Below are 17,713 nucleotides of genomic sequence, written 5' to 3'. Positions count from 1 at the left end.
AACTGTAGTTTAACGATAACTCAGCGAATAACAAAATAAATTGTTATTCGCTGTCATCATATGACTTATCAACTTAACTGCGTAATAAGCTTACGTTTACCTCTTACGGTTAAAGACTTTACATCTTCAACAAGCAAGTAGTTTACCGGCACCAGTATTAAGGTAATAAAAGTTGCGAAGATAATACCAAACCCTAATGATACTGCCATAGGGATCAAAAACTGTGCTTGTGTCGCTTTTTCAAACAATAATGGCATTAAACCAATAAAGGTGGTTAATGAGGTCAGCATTACCGGACGAAAACGTGACTGTGCAGCGATTAATACTGCCTCAAATACCTTCTCTCCAGCGCGCACTTTGCCATTAATAAAATCGACTAAGACTAAACTGTCATTTACCACTACGCCAATAAGCGCCATCAAGCCAAGTATACTCATAATGGTTAAATCCATACCCATGATCCAATGGCCGATAATAGCGCCAATAGCACCGAATGGAATAACTGACATCACGATAATCGGTTGTAGGTATGACTTAAACGGTATCGCCAGTAAACAGTAGATAATAAAGAATACAAATAATAGCCCCCACGCCAAGCTATTAAATGATTCTGCTTGTTCACGTGCTTCACCTTCTAAAGTGTACGAAACGCCAGGGTATTTGTGCATCAATTCATCTAAAAACAAGGTAAGATCGGCATTTAACACTGTCATATTGGTGGTGTTTTTATCTACATCTGCGGTTACATTAACCGTGCGATATCTATCAATACGTTTTATTGCCGATGGACTTTTGCCAGGTTGCAATTTCGCAACATGAGACAAAGGCACTTTGCCGCCCGTTGGTGTGTTAATTAGCATGTCGTTTAGCTTGGCTATCGATTTTCGCTCTGACAACGGAAAACGTAACATCACTCTAACATCATCACGCCCTCTTTGTATCCGCTGAATTTGTGCGCCAAAATAAGCATCTCGTACTTGGCGGGTGATCCACGAATTACTCATCCCCATAGCATAACCTTGTTCGGTTAATTCTATCTGTAATTCTTCTTTACCATCTGAGAGACTATCGGTAATTTCAAACGCTGTTGGATAGGTTCGAATGCGCGCTTTTACTTCTTCAGCCACTTGCTCTAAAGTTTTCAAATTAGTTGCAGAAAGTTGTATATCGAGAGGATCTCCTCCACGACCAAATTCAGCTCTAAAGGTGACACTTTCAGCACCTGGTAATGGCCCAATTAGCGCTCGCCATTCTTTAACTAATTGCGCAGTACCAATGCCAGTATTGTTTTTATCCGCTGGAATAATTTCAAAACGTACACGGCCTTTTTCTTCGCTAGTAATTGCAAGGGTATTTAAAATAATGCTATTGCCTTCTTCGTCACGGTACTTATCTTGTAATGTTTTCGCCGCATTAGACATTTTCTCAACATAGGCATCAACAACATCAAAGTTGGTACCAACCGGCATCGTAATATTGCCTCTTGCGGTTTCACTTGGTATACGAGGGAAGAAGACAAATTTTGTCCACCCACTTAAGATAAAAGCTAAGATCAAAATAAACACGCCAACAAATAAAGAGATGGTGGTGAACCTATTGCGAATAGCTAACGACAATAAAGGCTTGTAATAACGCAATATTGAGGCTTCAAATCCATCAGCAAAGCGCTGTTGCCAAACACTGAATTTTGATTGTTGAGTTTTTTCACTACGTAGTCGTAAGTTTTTTAAATGTGACGGTAATACAAATTTAGATTCAATCAAGCTAAACAACAATACTGGAATGACTATTACAGGAATTTGCGCAAATAATGCTCCACGCTGCCCTTCAATAAACGCCAAAGGTAGAAACGCGGCGACTGTGGTTAAAATACCAAAGGTTACTGGGGTTGCGACTTCTTGTGTGCCTTTAATTGCAGCTTCTATACCGCTAGATGCGGTTTGGGTGTGGCGGTATATATTCTCCCCGGTCACAATGGCATCATCTACCACAATACCTAACACTAAAATAAAACCAAATAAGCTCATGATATTTATGGATATATCAAAAAAAGGCATTATAAGAAACGCGCCCATAAAACTTACGGGGATGCCAATCGAGACCCAAAAAGCAATGGAAGGACGTAGAAATAACGTTAATAACAACAGAACAAGAAAACCGCCTTGTAACGCGTTTGTGATCAGTGTGTTTAAGCGACTTTTTACGATTTCTGAATCGTCATCCCAGTAGCTTAAAATAAAACCTTCAGGTAAAGTAGCTTGGCGATTATCAATATACTCTTTTACAGCATCCGCAACATCAATGGCACTTTGATTGCCAATACGAAAAACATCAATTAGCGCCCCTTGCTGGCCATTAAAACGCGCTCGTAAAGGTGTTTCTTCAAAACCGTCATTTACTTGAGCAATATCTTCAAGAAGTAAAAAAGTGCCATCGGTATCGGTTTTTATTACTACCTTTTCAAACTCATCTTTACGATAAGCTTGTCCTATATTTCTAACTAAAACATCGCCGCCGTCAGTACGCACATTACCTGCTGAAATATCAACCGAGCTATTGCTAATGGCTGTTGAAACTTCAGATAAAGTTAGTTGGTACTGGTCAAGTTTGCTTTGGTTAATGTCAATACTGATTTCATAATCACGTACCGCATCTAATGAAACTTGCGTAACTTGTGGTAAACGTAGCAAATCATCACGTACTTGCTCAGCAAACTCACGTATTTCTTTTTCACCATAATCAGAGGCGATAGTAACCGATAGCACATCTCGAATACGTTGTGCTATTGCAATTACCGGTTTTTCTGCATCAACAGGAAAGGTATTTATCGCGTCAACACGGCTTTTAATATCGTTTAATAGGTCACGCACATCTGTAGATGAGTCGGCTTCAATACGCACGGTAGCCGCCCCTTCCACAGAAGTACTGGTAATTTTCTTAATACCTTGTAGATCTTGCACCGCTTCTTCGATACGTATTGCCACACCCTGTTCAGCATCTTCAGGAGTCGAACCACGTAAAGCGACAGTGACATTGACAATTTCAGATTCAAAAGAAGGAAATACTTCTAACGGAATGCTGCTTTTAATTGAAAATATACCAGCCAACAAAATGGTGATCATAAGTAAGTTGGCAGCAACATGATTTTTTGCAAACCAGGCGATCATGACTCAACTCCCTTATTGTTCTTTAATTTTTGCGTATCAGAGTCTCTGCGTTGATCATTGCCAGCTTTGTTTCCTCTTTTTACGCCTTTATTTTCTCTAACATTTTTAGAAACAACCGCTTTGCCATCAATACTGCTAATATTAACAATCGTACCCGAGGTAACTTGGCCTAATGGAGTTAAAACCAATAATTGTTGAGGCTCTAATCCCGATTTAATGACTGCTACATCATCGTTTTGCCAAGCGACGGAAATATTTTTCCGTTTCAGAATATTGCCTTCAACTATATATACATAACTGCCTTGATAAATGGCTTTATTAGGTATGGTTAATGCCTTTTCAATCACTTTGCCAGTTATTTTAGCGCTAACATATTGGCCAATTTTTAATGGCAAACTGCCACTTTCATGCTTGCCATACGGGTCATCTATTTGCGCTACAACAAACAGCTGTTGCGAATTTTGATCAAACGCTCCTTCGGTACGCACCACTTTACCTTGCCAGCTTTGACGCGCAGCCAAGTCAGAATATATGGTAACCGCAGGCTGCTTTTGCTCACTATCATTTTGATAACGGCTACTTTCAGGTAACACCATATAGGGTAAGTCTTTGTTTTTTAATGGCAACCGAACTTCAACATAATCAACAGCATAAATTTCTGCAAGCTGAGTGCCTGAATTTACCACTTGCCCAACATCAACTGACTTACTTAAAACTCGCCCTGTATATGGTGCAACAATATTGCTACGTTCTAATGCTAATTCCGCCTTTGCTAAACTTGCTTCGGTAGAATATACCGAAGCTTGTGCTGCCATTAGTTGTGGTTTACGAAGTACTAAATCTGGCGCAGTTTCACTATTACCTAACCGGCGCCAGTCTTGCTTTGCTTGCTCAACCCGTGCTTGTTCTTCACTAAAATTCTGCTTAGCACTAAATAAGCTTGCTTGAGCTATCTTTACTTCTGCCAGCAAATCTCGTTGATCAAGCTGCACCAAAACATCTCCTTGTTCAAAGAAGCCACCAGCTCGAAATTTAGGACTAATACTAATTATTTGTCCTGATACTTGCGGCAGTAGCACACTTTGTGTTCTGGGTTTAATGGTGCCATAGCTATCAATGGTAATATTGAGGTCAGCATGAGTAAGTTTTTGTACCTGCACATTTAATTGCGGTGCCATACTTGGCCGACCACGCTTTGCTGACGGTGGATTACTTGTTACAACATAAGCGGCAAATATCAGTGAAGATAAAACGATTATTGGAAGTAGTTTTTTTATTTTAACAGCCATTACTTGTCCATATTTGTTCGGTGATTAGTTGCTACATGTAACTCACTACTATGTTTTTGTGAGTTTTGCCGCTCTTGCTTTGTTGGCGCTAGGTAATTGCCTCCTAAGGCGCTATATATATCAACACGGTTTTGTAGTAATTGATTAGTTAGTTCGATCACTGTGGTTTGTGCATCAAATGAGCGCCTTTGTGACTCTAATACTGTGGTATAAGTGACTAAACCACGTAAATATTGATCGAATGAGAGCTTTTCAGCTGCTAGTGCATTTTCCTGGGCTTTTAAGTAATAGGTATAACGTTGTTCCAGTGACGCTCTGGCACTCAAACTATTTTCGACATCGGAAAATGCTTGATAAACTTGCTGTAAATATTGCTGCTCTTTTTGCTCAACATTTAACTTGGCTTGTTGCTCCAATGATTTAAGTCGACCAGCGTTGAAAATAGGTGCTGATATATTCCCCAGTAATGACCAAGCTAATGCCCCGCCATCAAGTAAATCAGCAATGTCGGTATCGCCATCACTGATATTGGCCGTTAAGTTCATACTTGGAAAACGCTGCTTATGCGCAACCGCTAGTCCAGCATCTAATGCTAGAAGCTGTAACCAACTCGCTTGAATATCAGCTCGACGTGTTAATAATTGTGCAGGTAGTCCGACAGAAATTTCACTGTCAATTATGGGTAAATTCTGCTCAGAAGTTATTTTGGCAAGCGGATATTCACCCAGCAATAATTCTAAAGCACGACTTCTCTGTTTTAGTGTTTGCTGTTGTTGTGCTACTCGTGCCAACTCTTGATTAACATTGTTTTTGGTCAAATATACATCTAGCGCATCATTGAGCCCTAGCTGGTAGGATGATTGAATCATCACTAAATTTCGTTGTAGGTTATCAGCTCGCTCTTGATACAAAGCAAGTAACTGCTGCGCTTGCGTTAAGTCAAACCATGCTTTGGTGATATTTACAACTAAATCTAGCTCACTTTGCTGGTAGTTGGCCTGTGCAGCAGCGTAGTTTAAACGGTTTTGGTTTTGCTCATCAGACAATTTTCCCCACAAATCTAGTTCATAGCGTAGGTCTGCACTAATAGTCGCGTTAGTTTGATAACTTATGGTGCTATTGGCTACTTGCTTACGTCTTGAATTATCGAGTGATAATGATAATTCAGGAAAATCAGACGCCTCACTTACCTTTAAATGCGCTTTTGCTAATTCAACATTAACCCGCTCTGCTTGTAATTGATAATTGTGTTGCAAGGCATAGCTGATCATTTGCTCTAAAGCACTGTCGTTAAAGCTTTTCAGCCAGCCATTTTGTAAAGCGCTTGCTTCGCTTTTTTCATCCGGTGCTGATTGCCACTTTAACGGCGTATTTTGTTCTATATAACGTAAGGCATTTTGCTCTGTCATACCACTTGGCGTACTACAAGCACTCACAACAATAGCTATAGTCATAACCGCGCTGCAATTTATCATTTTTGCTTTATTGGCTGTATATCGCGAAGCTTTATGTACACTATTTTGATTGTTGATTTCGCCATTACAATTTGCACGAACTTTCAAAACCTTCCCCAGTAAAACTCTAATTAGGTTAACTATAGTATGAGTTGATATTATGGGGAACAATGTTCTTTACACTGCTTTACACTAGCGCGGAGTGAGTTCGATAAGTGGCGTTTTTTTTACGACGAACTACTAAATAACGATTAAGAACAATCGCTAATGGAAGTTTCTAGCAGCAATTTTTAGCTCTTTAATGCAATCAGATAAGTCGACTAATCTTCCAGCAATAACATGAATCACATCACCTTCTCGCTCAATAATGCCGGTAACCTTTAAAATTTTAGCCGTCAAAAATGCACTTTTTTGAGCATTAGCCGTTGCTTGCCATACCACTACATTGGTGTTGCCAGTATGATCCTCTAACGTAATAAATGTCACGCCGGAAGCTGTACCTGGGCTTTGCCGGCCGGTAACTAACCCGACAACAGAAACTACGCTGTTACTAGCCGTGCTGAATAAGTCGCTTGCTAGCGTGCACTGTTGCAAGTATTGCTGCTGCTCTTTATCTGCAAGCAATAAAGCAATGGGGTGTTGATTAACACTAACCCCAGTACTGGCGTAGTCTTCAAGTAAATTATCCATTGCGCTAGGTGCAAAGCTAAACTCATTTTGTATTATCAATTCCGGCATACTTTTTTTAGCCGCTTGCCACAAAGGCAAATGATGCTCTGAGTTCATTAGCTGCCAACGTGCTTGATAACGATTATCTGCCAATGACTTTAAAGCATTGGCACTAGCCAGTATATTCATGTCTTGGGCTCTTAACGCACGACAAGTTAACTGGGTAAAGTCTTGATAGCCCTGCTGAGGTTTTTGTTTTAACAAATGCTTAGCACTCTTTTCTGACAGCCCTTTCACCATAGTCAAACCCAATTGAATATCATAGCTATTTGTTATTTTTTGGTACTGTATACTGTGCTCAAATGCTGAGTAATTAATGTCGATCTCATTAATCGTAATACCGTGGCGCTGGGCGTCTTGTATTAATTGTGATCGGGAATAAAAACCCATTGGGTAACTGTTTAATAAGCCAGTATAAAATGCCACAGGGTAATAATACTTTAGCCAGGCAGAAACATAAGCGAGTACCGCAAAGCTCGCCGAATGGGATTCAGGAAAACCGTATTCACCAAAACCACATATTTGCTGGTAAATACGCTGTGCGAAGTTTTCTTGGTAACCTCGCGCTTTCATACCTGAAATAAGCTTTTCGCGAAATTGTGCTAATTCACCATTACGTTGCCATTTTGCCATAGCGCGGCGCAGTTGATCGGCCTCCCCACCACTAAAGCCTGCGGCAACCATAGCAACTTTAATCACTTGCTCTTGAAATATAGGTACGCCTAAGGTACGACTCAGTACATCTTTAATCGCCTGTGACGGGTATTCTATTGCCTCAATACCTGCTCGGCGGCGTAAGTATGGATGTACCATATCACCTTGAATTGGCCCTGGTCGTACTATGGCAATTTGCACGACTAAATCATAATAGCATTGAGGTTTTAGCCGAGGCAACATACTCATTTGAGCACGCGACTCTATTTGAAAAACACCAACAGTATCAGCCTGTTGTAACATATTATAAACTTGAGGGTCTTCTGGTAAACGGGTAATATCAGCAATACTTAAGGTATGCTGGTAATGTTGCTCAATATAACTAAAAGCACGACGAATAGCCGTTAACATACCGAGCGCTAATATATCAACTTTTAACAGCCCAAGCGTTTCTAAATCACATTTATCCCACTGAATAACAGTTCGCTCCGCCATAGCGGCATTTTCCACAGGCACAAGTTCATATAAAGGCCCAGAGGAAATAATAAAACCACCAACATGTTGTGATAAATGTCGAGGAAAACCAATTATTTCTTCAACAAGCTGGATAAATAGCTGAGTAAGCTGGCTGCTTTTATCTAAACCAAGCTCAAAAACTTGCTCTTGCCAGGGGATTTTTCGCTGACGGCGATTTATGTTTTTAATGAAAAAGCTTAACTGGCTGTCATTAAAACCAAAAACTTTACCTACTTCCCTAATAGCACTCTTAAGTCGATAAGTTATTACGGTTGCCGCTATGGCTGCGTGCTCTCGCCCATATTTTTGATAGATATACTGAAAAATTTCTTCACGACGTTGATGTTCAAAATCAACATCAATATCAGGTGGTTCATTTCTTTCTTTTGAAATAAAACGTTCAAACAATACTGATATTTGTCTGGGGTCAACTGAGGTGATCTCTAAGCAATAACAGACTATAGAATTAGCGGCCGAACCTCGCCCTTGATAGAGTATTTTTTGTGATTTTGCATATTGAACTATGTCATAAATGGTTAAAAAAAAGTACTCATAACCTTGCTCTGTAATTAACGTGAGTTCCTTATCTATTATTTGTTGAATATCATGTGGAATATCGCCCGAAAAACGTAACGCGATACCTTTTCCAACAAGATGTTTCAAATAAGAACTTGCAGAAAAACCTTTAGGTACAAGCTCTGTAGGATATTCATATTGCAAGCTGGATAAACAAAAGTGGCATTGATTCGCTAACTCAATCGCCGCAACAATATGCTCACTGGCATGAATTTTTAATAATTTCTGCAGTGGTCTAAGCGATTTTTCAGCATTTTGCTCAAGTAATACCCCCATATTTTTTAGCTGCTTTCCATGTCGTATTGCCGACAAAACATCTTGTAATTTTTGTCGTCCTGCAACGTGCATTAGTACACCTCCACAAGCCACAATAGTTAGCTGAAACTGTGAGGCTAAATTTTGGCAATGACGGTTAAAAGCAATCTCATTACTGTGTAAAAAACGTGTATAAGCTAGTGAAAGTCGAGTGCGATGATAGCGTAATAAAACTGAAATATATTGCTTATCTTTGGCCATATCACCACTGGGTAGCCAAAGCACAAAGCAATGTTTAATAGAGTGTAAATCCCAGTAGGTAAATTTGTAATTCCCTTTATCACAACGCCGACGAGCATTAGTGATCACACGACATAATTCAGCATAACCTTGTCGGTTTGGCGAGAGTAAAATAACTTTGAGACCATCTTCTAGTTCAAAGCTTGCACCAACAATAAGTTTAATGACTAACGCTTTATCTTTTATTTCTCGATAAGCTCGAACCACACCTGCTACCGAGCATTCATCGGTAATTGCCAGTGCGCTATAACCCAGTTTACACGCTTGCGAGATTAATTCTTCCGGATGAGAGGCGCCTTTTAAAAAAGAGAAATTAGATTGGCAATATAGTTCGGCATAACTCATTTTTCTAAAACACCCAAGTTAAATCGTTAAGAAAAATAACCATGAACAAACCACTGCTCATTACACTCTTTGTATACCCAGCAATACTGCCCTTGCTTATTACGAGCAACAAAATAATCACGGTGATATGTCGCCATCAACGCTGGAGTAGACGCTTTTTTAACGGTATTTATGGTTGATGACTCCCACCAAGCTGTCATTATTCTTTCTGGCCCATGTAAAATACTTACATCGTAATGAAGAGGCTCAGGCTCTGACAAAACAAAACTTGGTCTTAATAATGCCTTTTCATCACAATAAATATGCTGATAAGTGCCAGTTCGTGTAACTTCTGTGCCAATAGCTTGCTTTTGGTATGTTGCCTCACTCACTGAGCCACTTTGTTGAGGAATAACGGGTAAATAAGTAGAAGCAAACTCAACTCGATGGTCATTTCCAGCTTGTAAGGCGAGTACTTTTTCAGTGCCTAACTTATTCACTAATAACGAGGCTAGCTGAGTAAGTGATAATTGCCCTCGCTTGCCCAAAAACATATCTGCTACCTCCCCAGTGTTGTTTTGAAAGTGTTGAACACATAAGGTAATTTTCGTAATTGCAGCTTGTAGTTGAATACTGCTTAGCTTTAATACCACTAAATTTAGCCATTGAGTTGCTAAATATTCACCAGCTACACTACTAACAACAAAGGATTGCTGAACCACATGATTCAGCCCTTCCATTCGATGATACAAAATAAACTCAAGCGTTAAACAGGTATAATCACGTCGAATTAAAAAAACCTGTAACAGCTTTAATAGTTGCCTTATTGGCTGTAAAAGCGCATCCACATGAGTCATTTCATACAATAACTCAATACTATGCTCAAAGCTGTGTTTAGGCTGATAGAATGATAACGGTGTATTATGTTTACCTGTAAGTTGCATTAAGTAATCTATACAGTTTTTATCTAATCGTTTTGCTAACTCTTCTACTGGTAACGACTGCAGCTGAGCTAAAGTTTTAATGCCTAAGCGCTTTAACGTTTGCTTACTTTTATCGGCAATAAATAGTTCTTCAATGTCTAATGTCGCCATTTTTTCTGCGATGACACTTTTATCTGCCGTCAGCATGTTTGTACCTGAACAAGCAAGTAATTGCGCTGACATAGGGCTATAACCATAAGCAAATGCAGTATTAAGATTGAAAGGCTGAAGCACAGATTTTACCGCTGCCATATAGGTTTCTATGTGTTGATAAAGCTTTAGCATATTGCCAACTTTTAGTGCTAAACCCTGTGGTGGGAATAAAGCAATATTGGCAGTAACACTGTATAACTGCTCTGTAATATTGAATAGATGAGCCTCTTGCTCTTCATGCTGATATGGCAAAACTTGCAGCGTGTCCGTTAAAGATGCTGCCATAGCTAAGCCCATGCCCAACTGTATACCTTCAGCCTTCGCCCTTTCATTTAATTGCACAATGCAATTTTTTTTACTATCAACAATTACAATGGCTTGTTTATCATCCCCTTTCCCTCGCACAGGCTTTAATTGGCTAGCCTGCAAACAATCAAGCTGTAAAGATGGAAAATTTATGTATAACCACAACATTAATATTTTTTAACCATGAAAACGGCGATCAGTAACCGCTATTAATGCGCTCTAAATCGCTGATTTAATCTACTTTTACTTGAATAGCTAGGCCTTTGCTTAGTTGAGAGCGGTACCACCACATTGCTGATTTCATCATCACTACATTTAATCCCAGCATCAGCTTCAGCTAGACTCGGCCATTGCTTATGCATGTTGAGCAAAAAAGGCTTACAAGGCCAGCCACCTAATTGTTTTTTTATATGAACGGTTAGGCCTGTCTTTTGTGGTTGAAGTGCTAAAGATAAAGACACAGGTAAAGCCAAATCAACATTGTATGGCGCCCGAAAAATAATTTGTACTGCATCACCTGTAACAGCAGCTTGCTTTAAGCGCTTAATTTGATGCACAGCAAGAAATTGTTGCCATAGCAACACGGCAAAACAACAACCGCTTTTTAAGCATTGCTCTGCCGCCCACAGCGACTCTTCTGGCTTTTGAGAAGTAATTATTAAGACATTTTCAAGCGGTATGGCAGCTTTTAGCAACATTAAAGCATTTACTTGTGCTGGCGGCGCAATAAAAACAACCTGTCGACTATGCTGCTTTTGTGCTAGTTCAGTTTGTAATATATTTAAGAGATAAGGTAAGAAAAGTCTTAATTCACCAATACCATTTAATGTTTGTACTTCAATAACACCTTGTTTAGGCAAGCCGCCATTTAATTGCGTATTTAGCTCTTGATAGCCACTATCAACTGTTTCAACAACATTTTTTACTTGATCAGCACGCCAAACTTTACCTTGGCGGTGTAATTGTTTAAGCACTTTATTCATATTTGCCACACAACTATACTGTATTTTCATACAGTATAGTTGTGTGGTTATAAATTAACAACCTACAGAGGCAAAAAAGCCCATTAATAAATCAAAAAATAAAGTAACATATTGATAATAAATTAAACTTTTTAATGATAAAAAAAAAGCAGGCTACCTGCCTGCTTTAAATACTGATGTGCGACTTAAATGATTAATTATCTTGCTCGACGTTGGGCGACCGCCTGATCCAACTCTGATAATAAAGTCTCTGTATCTTGCCAACCAATACAAGCATCAGTGATACTTTGTCCATAAGTAGCCGCAATACCATTAACTAAGTCTTGACGGCCTTCAACTAAATGACTTTCCACCATCACACCGAAAATATTACTATTACCATCGCGCATTTGCTGACACACATCACGACAAACAAGCATTTGATTTTCAAACTTCTTACTGCTGTTAGCGTGGCTAAAGTCAATCATGATGTTAGTATTTAAGCCTGATTTATCTAACTGCTCAGTAACCGTTTTAACACTATCCGCGTCAAAGTTTGTCGTTTTACCACCACGCAAAATAATATGACAATCTTCATTTCCTGTGGTTTCTACAATCGCTGAATGACCGTATTTTGTGACTGATAAAAAATGATGTGACGCACTGGCAGCTCCTATAGCGTCAATAGCAACTTTAATGGTGCCATCAGTACCATTTTTAAAACCTACAGGACAAGACAAACCAGAAGCAAGTTCACGGTGTACTTGGCTTTCTGTGGTACGAGCACCAATCGCTCCCCAGCACATAAAGTCAGCCATGTATTGTGGTGTGATCATATCTAAAAACTCACCTGCGGTTGGCAAGCCTAAATTGTTTAAATCAAGCAATAACTTACGTCCAATACGCAGACCGTCATTCAATTTAAAACTATTATCCATATAAGGGTCATTAATCAACCCTTTCCAACCAACTGTAGTTCTTGGCTTTTCAAAATAGACTCGCATAACAATTTCTAGCGTGTCTTGGTATTTCTCTCGCAATTTAACTAAACGCTCACCATATTCCAACGCTGCCTTTGGATCATGTATAGAACATGGACCAATGACAACGAGTAAACGATCGTCTTGATTATTAAAAATTTTACTAATGGCTTGTCTGCCAGCAAAAACCGACTTTGTTGCTTGTTCTGATGAAGGAAATCGCTCAAGTAACGCGATTGGAGGTAAAAGTTCTTTGATTTTGTTAATACGAACGTCGTCGGTTTGATAAACCATAATGTTTTCTCTTTATACTGCGAATAATTTCTATTTAATATTTACGTCTAGACACCTAGATGATTAGTCCCGCAGTTAATTTATCAGTGTTCTGACGCTAATAGCAACATAAAATACGAAAAAAGCGGTATAATAGAATTATTCGACATCAAAGAAAGATAAATAAATTTATTCTATAGTGCTTTGGTCGTATTTTTATTAGACATATTTACAAAGGTTACCATTTCACATGATCAACTCTGCTATACCACTGATTGACTTACACCGTCATTTAGATGGAAATATTCGCCCAAAGACTATTTGGTCTTTAGCACAAGAACATAAGATCGCTTTACCTGAAACAAACTTTGAAGCTTTTGTTCCTCACGTTCAAATTCAAGAAAGTGAAAGTGATCTACTCGCTTTTCTTAGCAAACTCGACTGGGGTGTCGCTGTACTTAAAACCTTAGATGACTGTAAACGCATTGCTTTTGAGAATGTTGAAGATGCATTCAACGCAGGTATAAACTACGCAGAATTACGCTTTTCGCCATATTACATGGCAATGAAAAACAATCTAGTGGTAGAAGATGTCGTTGCCGCCGTTATCGATGGTGTAAAGGCAGCCTGCAAAATCTATGACGTTAAAATTAATCTTATTGGTATTTTAAGCCGTACTTTCGGCGTGGAAAAATGCCAAGCCGAACTAGAAGCATTACTAGCACATAAACAACACCTTATTGCCATAGATTTAGCAGGTGATGAATATAACTTTCCTGGTGAGCTATTTGTTGAACATTTTAAACAAGTACAGCAGGCAGGCTTGAATGTAACAGTACATGCCGGCGAAGCTGCGGGCCCTGAAAGTATTTGGCAGGCAATAAATGATTTGCATGCTCAACGTATTGGCCATGGTGTTGCTTGTTATCAAGATGAAAAGTTAATGGATTATATGCGTGAGCACAATATTGCCATAGAGTCATGCTTAACATCGAATTATCAAACAGGCACGATAAAAGATTTATCACAGCACCCTATTAAGCAATTTCTAGCACGAGGTTTATTAGTTTGTCTCAATACTGACGATCCAGGTGTACAAGGTGTGGAGCTCAAACATGAATACAGTGTTGCTCGTAATACCTTAGGCTTTACTGAACAAGATATTCAACAGCTACAAGAGAACTCACTAAAAGCTAGCTTTTTATCAGACAACGAAAAACGTGTACTAAAAGATAAAATAGCAAATAAATAGCGCAGGTAATGTTGCTGTTGTTAATATTAGGTTAAAATGTTCGATTAACAACTCACTAGGAGAACGCATGTTTGAAGTGCTTATTGCAACAATTACTGGCATTATTGTCGGATTAATATTTTCACTATTGAAATTACCTATACCTGCTCCCCCTGTTTTATCAGGAATTGCTGGTATTTTTGGTATTTATTTAGGTGGCGTCGGTTATCACTGGATCATCGAACGCTTTTTCAGTTAGAATTCACTTTCAAATTTATAAAAGACACATCAGTAAAACACCCTTGATAGCGACTGAACTTTTCAGCAACGGCTAGAAACTTACTGTGATTGAACACCACTAAAAAAGGTTAACACTCATGGCAACAGCACATATAGAAGCAAACAACGGCGATTTCGCAAAAACGGTTCTTATGCCGGGCGACCCATTACGCGCAAAATATATTGCAGAGAATTTCTTAGATGATGCAAAATGCGTCACACGTGTACGTAACATGTTTGGTTACACTGGCACATATAAAGGTAAGCCCGTTTCAGTAATGGGTTCAGGTATGGGCGTACCATCCATTTCAATTTACGCGACAGAATTATATAAAGATTACGGCGTAGAAAATATTATTCGCATTGGCTCATGTGGCGCAGTACGCGATGATATCAAAGTACGTGATATCATCATTGGTATGGCTGCGAGCACAGATTCAAATGTAAACCGCTCACGTTTTAATGGCTATGATTTTGCCGCAACCGCCGATTTTGACTTACTACACAAAGTTGTAGCAACAGCAGAAAAAACAAGCAAAGCTGTACGTGTCGGGAACATTTTTACCGCTGATTTATTTTACACTCCACAGCCTGAAATGTTTGCTTTAATGGAAAAGTACGGCATTTTAGCCGTTGAAATGGAAGCTGCTGGTTTATACGGCGTTGCCGCTGAATATGGCAAGAAAGCCTTAACGGTATTAACGGTAAGTGACCATATTAAAACCGGTGAACAAACCACTGCCGATGAACGTGAAACCACATTCAAAGACATGATGGAATTAACACTGGATAGCTTGTTGTAAGCCATAAAAATAATTCAATAAAAAGCCAGTCTCACGACTGGCTTTTTTACAGCTTTGTTTCTACCGTCTAACATCACAACTTAATTCTACCCTTATTAAGTTGTAACATTCGCTCACCAACACCCTTAACATTAAGTAATTCATCAAGTGAATTAAATTCACCGTGTAATTCACGGTAAGTAATAATGGCTTGTGCTCGCTTTTCACCAACACCTTTTAATAGCGCTAAAGTATTAATATCTGCTTTATTAATATCAACCACTTGCAATGTTTGTTCAGCGCTAACTTCTGTGGATTCGTTATAACCGACAGCTTCAAAAGGTAAAACAATAGAGAGCATTAATACGGTGAGAATACAATAGACATGCTTGTTCATAGTACTTTCCTTCTATAATTAATATCCATATAAGCGAATTACCCGTACGACATAGCAAGAGATAATTCGCTTCATTAGGTTTAGAAGTTACAGCACTGTTTGTCAAATTGTGTATTAAAAAATAAAAATGCTAATGACTTAGCAAATAGATTGATTAATGTCTTGCAATACCGCGTGTGGATCTTCAGCTTTGGTAATTGGACGCCCAATAACCAAATAATCAACACCAACATCAACGGCTTGTCGTGGAGTCATAATACGCTTTTGGTCATCCGCATTAGCACCGGCAGGTCGTATACCTGGTGTAACAAGCTTAAATTCTTGACCTAACAATTGCTTTAATGATTCAGCTTCTTGTGCCGAGCACACCACACCATCTAAACCTGCTTGTTTAGTTAAAGAAGCTAAATGTTGCACTTGCTCAGCTGGTGATTTAGTAATGCCTAAGCCGGCTAGGTCTTCTTCACTCATGCTAGTTAACACAGTCACTGCAATCAATAATGGCGCTTTATCACCGTATGGCAGTAAAGCCTCTTTTGCTTTTTCCATCATTTTAAGACCGCCCGAAGCATGTACGTTCACCATCCAAACACCTAATTCAGCCGCAGCAGTTACTGCTTTTGCAACAGTATTTGGAATATCATGAAATTTTAAATCAAGAAAAACATCAAAATCACGGTTAACAAGTTCTTTTACAAACTCAGGGCCAAAATGAGTAAACATTTCTTTGCCTACTTTTAATCGACATTCACTTGGCTCAATTCTATCTACAAAAGATAACGCCTCATCTTTATTATCAAAATCTAAGGCGACAACAACTTTTGCATCTCTCATGCTGGTTTCCTCAATAGGTAATATTTTTACAAAACTTTTTGTGCTAATAATTAAAAGCACGATATTTCTTAACAGGATTAACCTTTATCTAAGGCTAAACTATTCACCATCTAAGCCACGAACCGGCTTAAGCTGCTCCCAATCATGGCATGACGGACAAGACCAATAATGTGTGCCGGAATTAAAACCGCAAGTTCTGCAGCTATAGCGGTGTTTTACATTTAAATATGCAGCAACAAGTTCACGAATAACTTCCAAGTTTTCTGAGGTGTTCTCTGAGTCACTATCAGTCATCTGCATTTTAACAAAATGTTTAAAACCACGAATGGTTGGTCGACGTTTTAATGCTGACAAAATAAAAGCTTTTGCATGATTAACGCCTTTAGTACTTTCAACGTGACTTAAGTACTTTATCAATGCACTCGTGCTGCCAGTTTCATCATACACTTTCTTAATAAACTGAAAAAATTCATCTTCAGCATCCAATGCCTGATAACAGATAAACATTTTTTCAATAACGTCAGGAAAGAATTCTTTATCTTGCTCATAGATAGCTTTGTAGCACTGGCACGCTTCATTGAATTGTTGATGATTCTCATAAATTTGTGCCATTAACCAATTAGCACGAGATGAATTAGGATCATGACTTAATGCATGTTCCAACAGTTCAATCACTTCAATAAACTCATCTTTTTCTAACGCTGTAGATGCAAGTTCACAATAAAAATTTGCTAAGGTATGTAGCAGTTTTTTATCACGTGTTTTGACAATTGCCTTTTTTAAGGCAATTCCCTGCTGCCAATCTTTTGTTGACTGGTAAATTTGCAGCAATGAAGTTAAAGACTTTAAGCCATAAATTTTTGACTTAAGTAATTTATGAAACATAGATTCAGCGCGATCGTACAAACCAGCACTAAGAAAATCTTTAGCAAGTTCAAAAACAGCTTGTTGTTTGGCGCTATTGGGTAAATGTTTTTGTCGAACTAAATGTTCATGAACTTTTAACGCTCTATCAAGTTCACCACGACGTCTAAAAAGATTCGCCATGGCAAAATGAGCTTCAACGGTATCATCTTCAACTTTTAACGCTTCAAGCAAGTAATCAATGGCTTTGTCTTGCTGATTTGATAACAAGTAATTTAAGCCGGTAGAATATTTAATTGAAAGCTCTTGCTTAGCAGAGTGATCGTTTTGTTTGACGCTATTGCGCCCCATAAACCAACCATATCCCATAGCAACAGGCAGTAATAAAAACAATAAGCCTAACAT

The 17,713-nt window shown here is 38.8% G+C and carries 13 protein-coding genes; 3 read left to right on the top strand and 10 right to left on the bottom strand.

Features of this window, described 5'->3' with window-relative positions; genetic code table 11:
- Positions 1–68: 68 nt before the first annotated feature.
- From AC27HL_RS18245 to aroG, 7 genes are all read right to left on the bottom strand, one after another.
- On the bottom strand, positions 69–3,167 hold the full coding sequence (locus AC27HL_RS18245) for an efflux RND transporter permease subunit (protein WP_487082490.1): 3,099 nt from the start codon (positions 3,165–3,167) through the stop codon (positions 69–71).
- A complete protein-coding gene (locus AC27HL_RS18240) occupies positions 3,164–4,456 on the bottom strand; it encodes an efflux RND transporter periplasmic adaptor subunit (RefSeq protein WP_487082489.1) in 1,293 nt (430 codons plus the stop codon). Before AC27HL_RS18240 ends, AC27HL_RS18245 begins: the two co-directional genes overlap by 4 nt.
- Complete coding sequence (locus AC27HL_RS18235) at positions 4,456–6,018, bottom strand: efflux transporter outer membrane subunit (RefSeq protein WP_487082488.1); 1,563 nt, start codon at positions 6,016–6,018, stop codon at positions 4,456–4,458. The genes AC27HL_RS18240 and AC27HL_RS18235 overlap by 1 nt, the downstream gene beginning before the upstream one ends.
- 156 nt (positions 6,019–6,174) lie before the next feature.
- The gene (locus AC27HL_RS18230) at positions 6,175–9,285 is read right to left on the bottom strand and encodes an error-prone DNA polymerase (protein ID WP_487082487.1); all 3,111 of its coding nucleotides are present in this window, start codon (positions 9,283–9,285) and stop codon (positions 6,175–6,177) included.
- A 26-nt stretch (positions 9,286–9,311) separates the two neighbouring features.
- Positions 9,312–10,874 carry a Y-family DNA polymerase gene (locus tag AC27HL_RS18225; protein ID WP_487082486.1) on the bottom strand — a complete coding sequence of 521 codons (1,563 nt, stop codon included), beginning with the start codon at positions 10,872–10,874 and terminating at the stop codon, positions 9,312–9,314.
- Between the two features lie 41 nt (positions 10,875–10,915).
- On the bottom strand, positions 10,916–11,689 hold the full coding sequence (gene imuA, locus AC27HL_RS18220) for a translesion DNA synthesis-associated protein ImuA (RefSeq protein ID WP_487082485.1): 774 nt from the start codon (positions 11,687–11,689) through the stop codon (positions 10,916–10,918).
- Positions 11,690–11,886: 197 nt separating this feature from the next.
- Positions 11,887–12,942 (bottom strand): 3-deoxy-7-phosphoheptulonate synthase AroG, encoded by a 1,056-nt coding sequence (gene aroG, locus AC27HL_RS18215; protein WP_487082484.1) that lies wholly within the window; start codon positions 12,940–12,942, stop codon positions 11,887–11,889.
- A gap of 229 nt (positions 12,943–13,171) precedes the next feature.
- Between aroG and add the strand changes: the two genes are divergently transcribed.
- From add to deoD, 3 genes are all read left to right on the top strand, one after another.
- Positions 13,172–14,173, top strand: a complete 1,002-nt coding sequence (add, locus tag AC27HL_RS18210; protein WP_487082483.1) for an adenosine deaminase — start codon at positions 13,172–13,174, stop codon at positions 14,171–14,173.
- A gap of 67 nt (positions 14,174–14,240) precedes the next feature.
- Positions 14,241–14,411: a XapX domain-containing protein gene (locus AC27HL_RS18205; protein ID WP_487082482.1), complete on the top strand. Its 171-nt coding sequence runs from the start codon at positions 14,241–14,243 to the stop codon at positions 14,409–14,411.
- Between the two features lie 118 nt (positions 14,412–14,529).
- Complete coding sequence (deoD, locus tag AC27HL_RS18200; RefSeq protein WP_487082481.1) at positions 14,530–15,234, top strand: purine-nucleoside phosphorylase; 705 nt, start codon at positions 14,530–14,532, stop codon at positions 15,232–15,234.
- 73 nt (positions 15,235–15,307) lie between these two features.
- Here deoD and AC27HL_RS18195 read toward each other — a convergent pair whose 3' ends face one another.
- The 3 genes from AC27HL_RS18195 to lapB form a co-directional block, all read right to left on the bottom strand.
- On the bottom strand, positions 15,308–15,610 hold the full coding sequence (locus AC27HL_RS18195; protein ID WP_487082480.1) for a ComEA family DNA-binding protein: 303 nt from the start codon (positions 15,608–15,610) through the stop codon (positions 15,308–15,310).
- 138 nt (positions 15,611–15,748) lie between these two features.
- Positions 15,749–16,444 carry an orotidine-5'-phosphate decarboxylase gene (gene pyrF, locus AC27HL_RS18190; RefSeq protein WP_487082479.1) on the bottom strand — a complete coding sequence of 232 codons (696 nt, stop codon included), beginning with the start codon at positions 16,442–16,444 and terminating at the stop codon, positions 15,749–15,751.
- A gap of 99 nt (positions 16,445–16,543) precedes the next feature.
- Positions 16,544–17,713, bottom strand: a complete 1,170-nt coding sequence (gene lapB / locus AC27HL_RS18185; RefSeq protein WP_487082478.1) for a lipopolysaccharide assembly protein LapB — start codon at positions 17,711–17,713, stop codon at positions 16,544–16,546.

It is taken from the genome of Colwellia aquaemaris (assembly GCF_057548755.1).
Note: the sequence above shows the minus strand (reverse complement) of the source record. Positions and strands in the feature narration are given on the sequence as shown.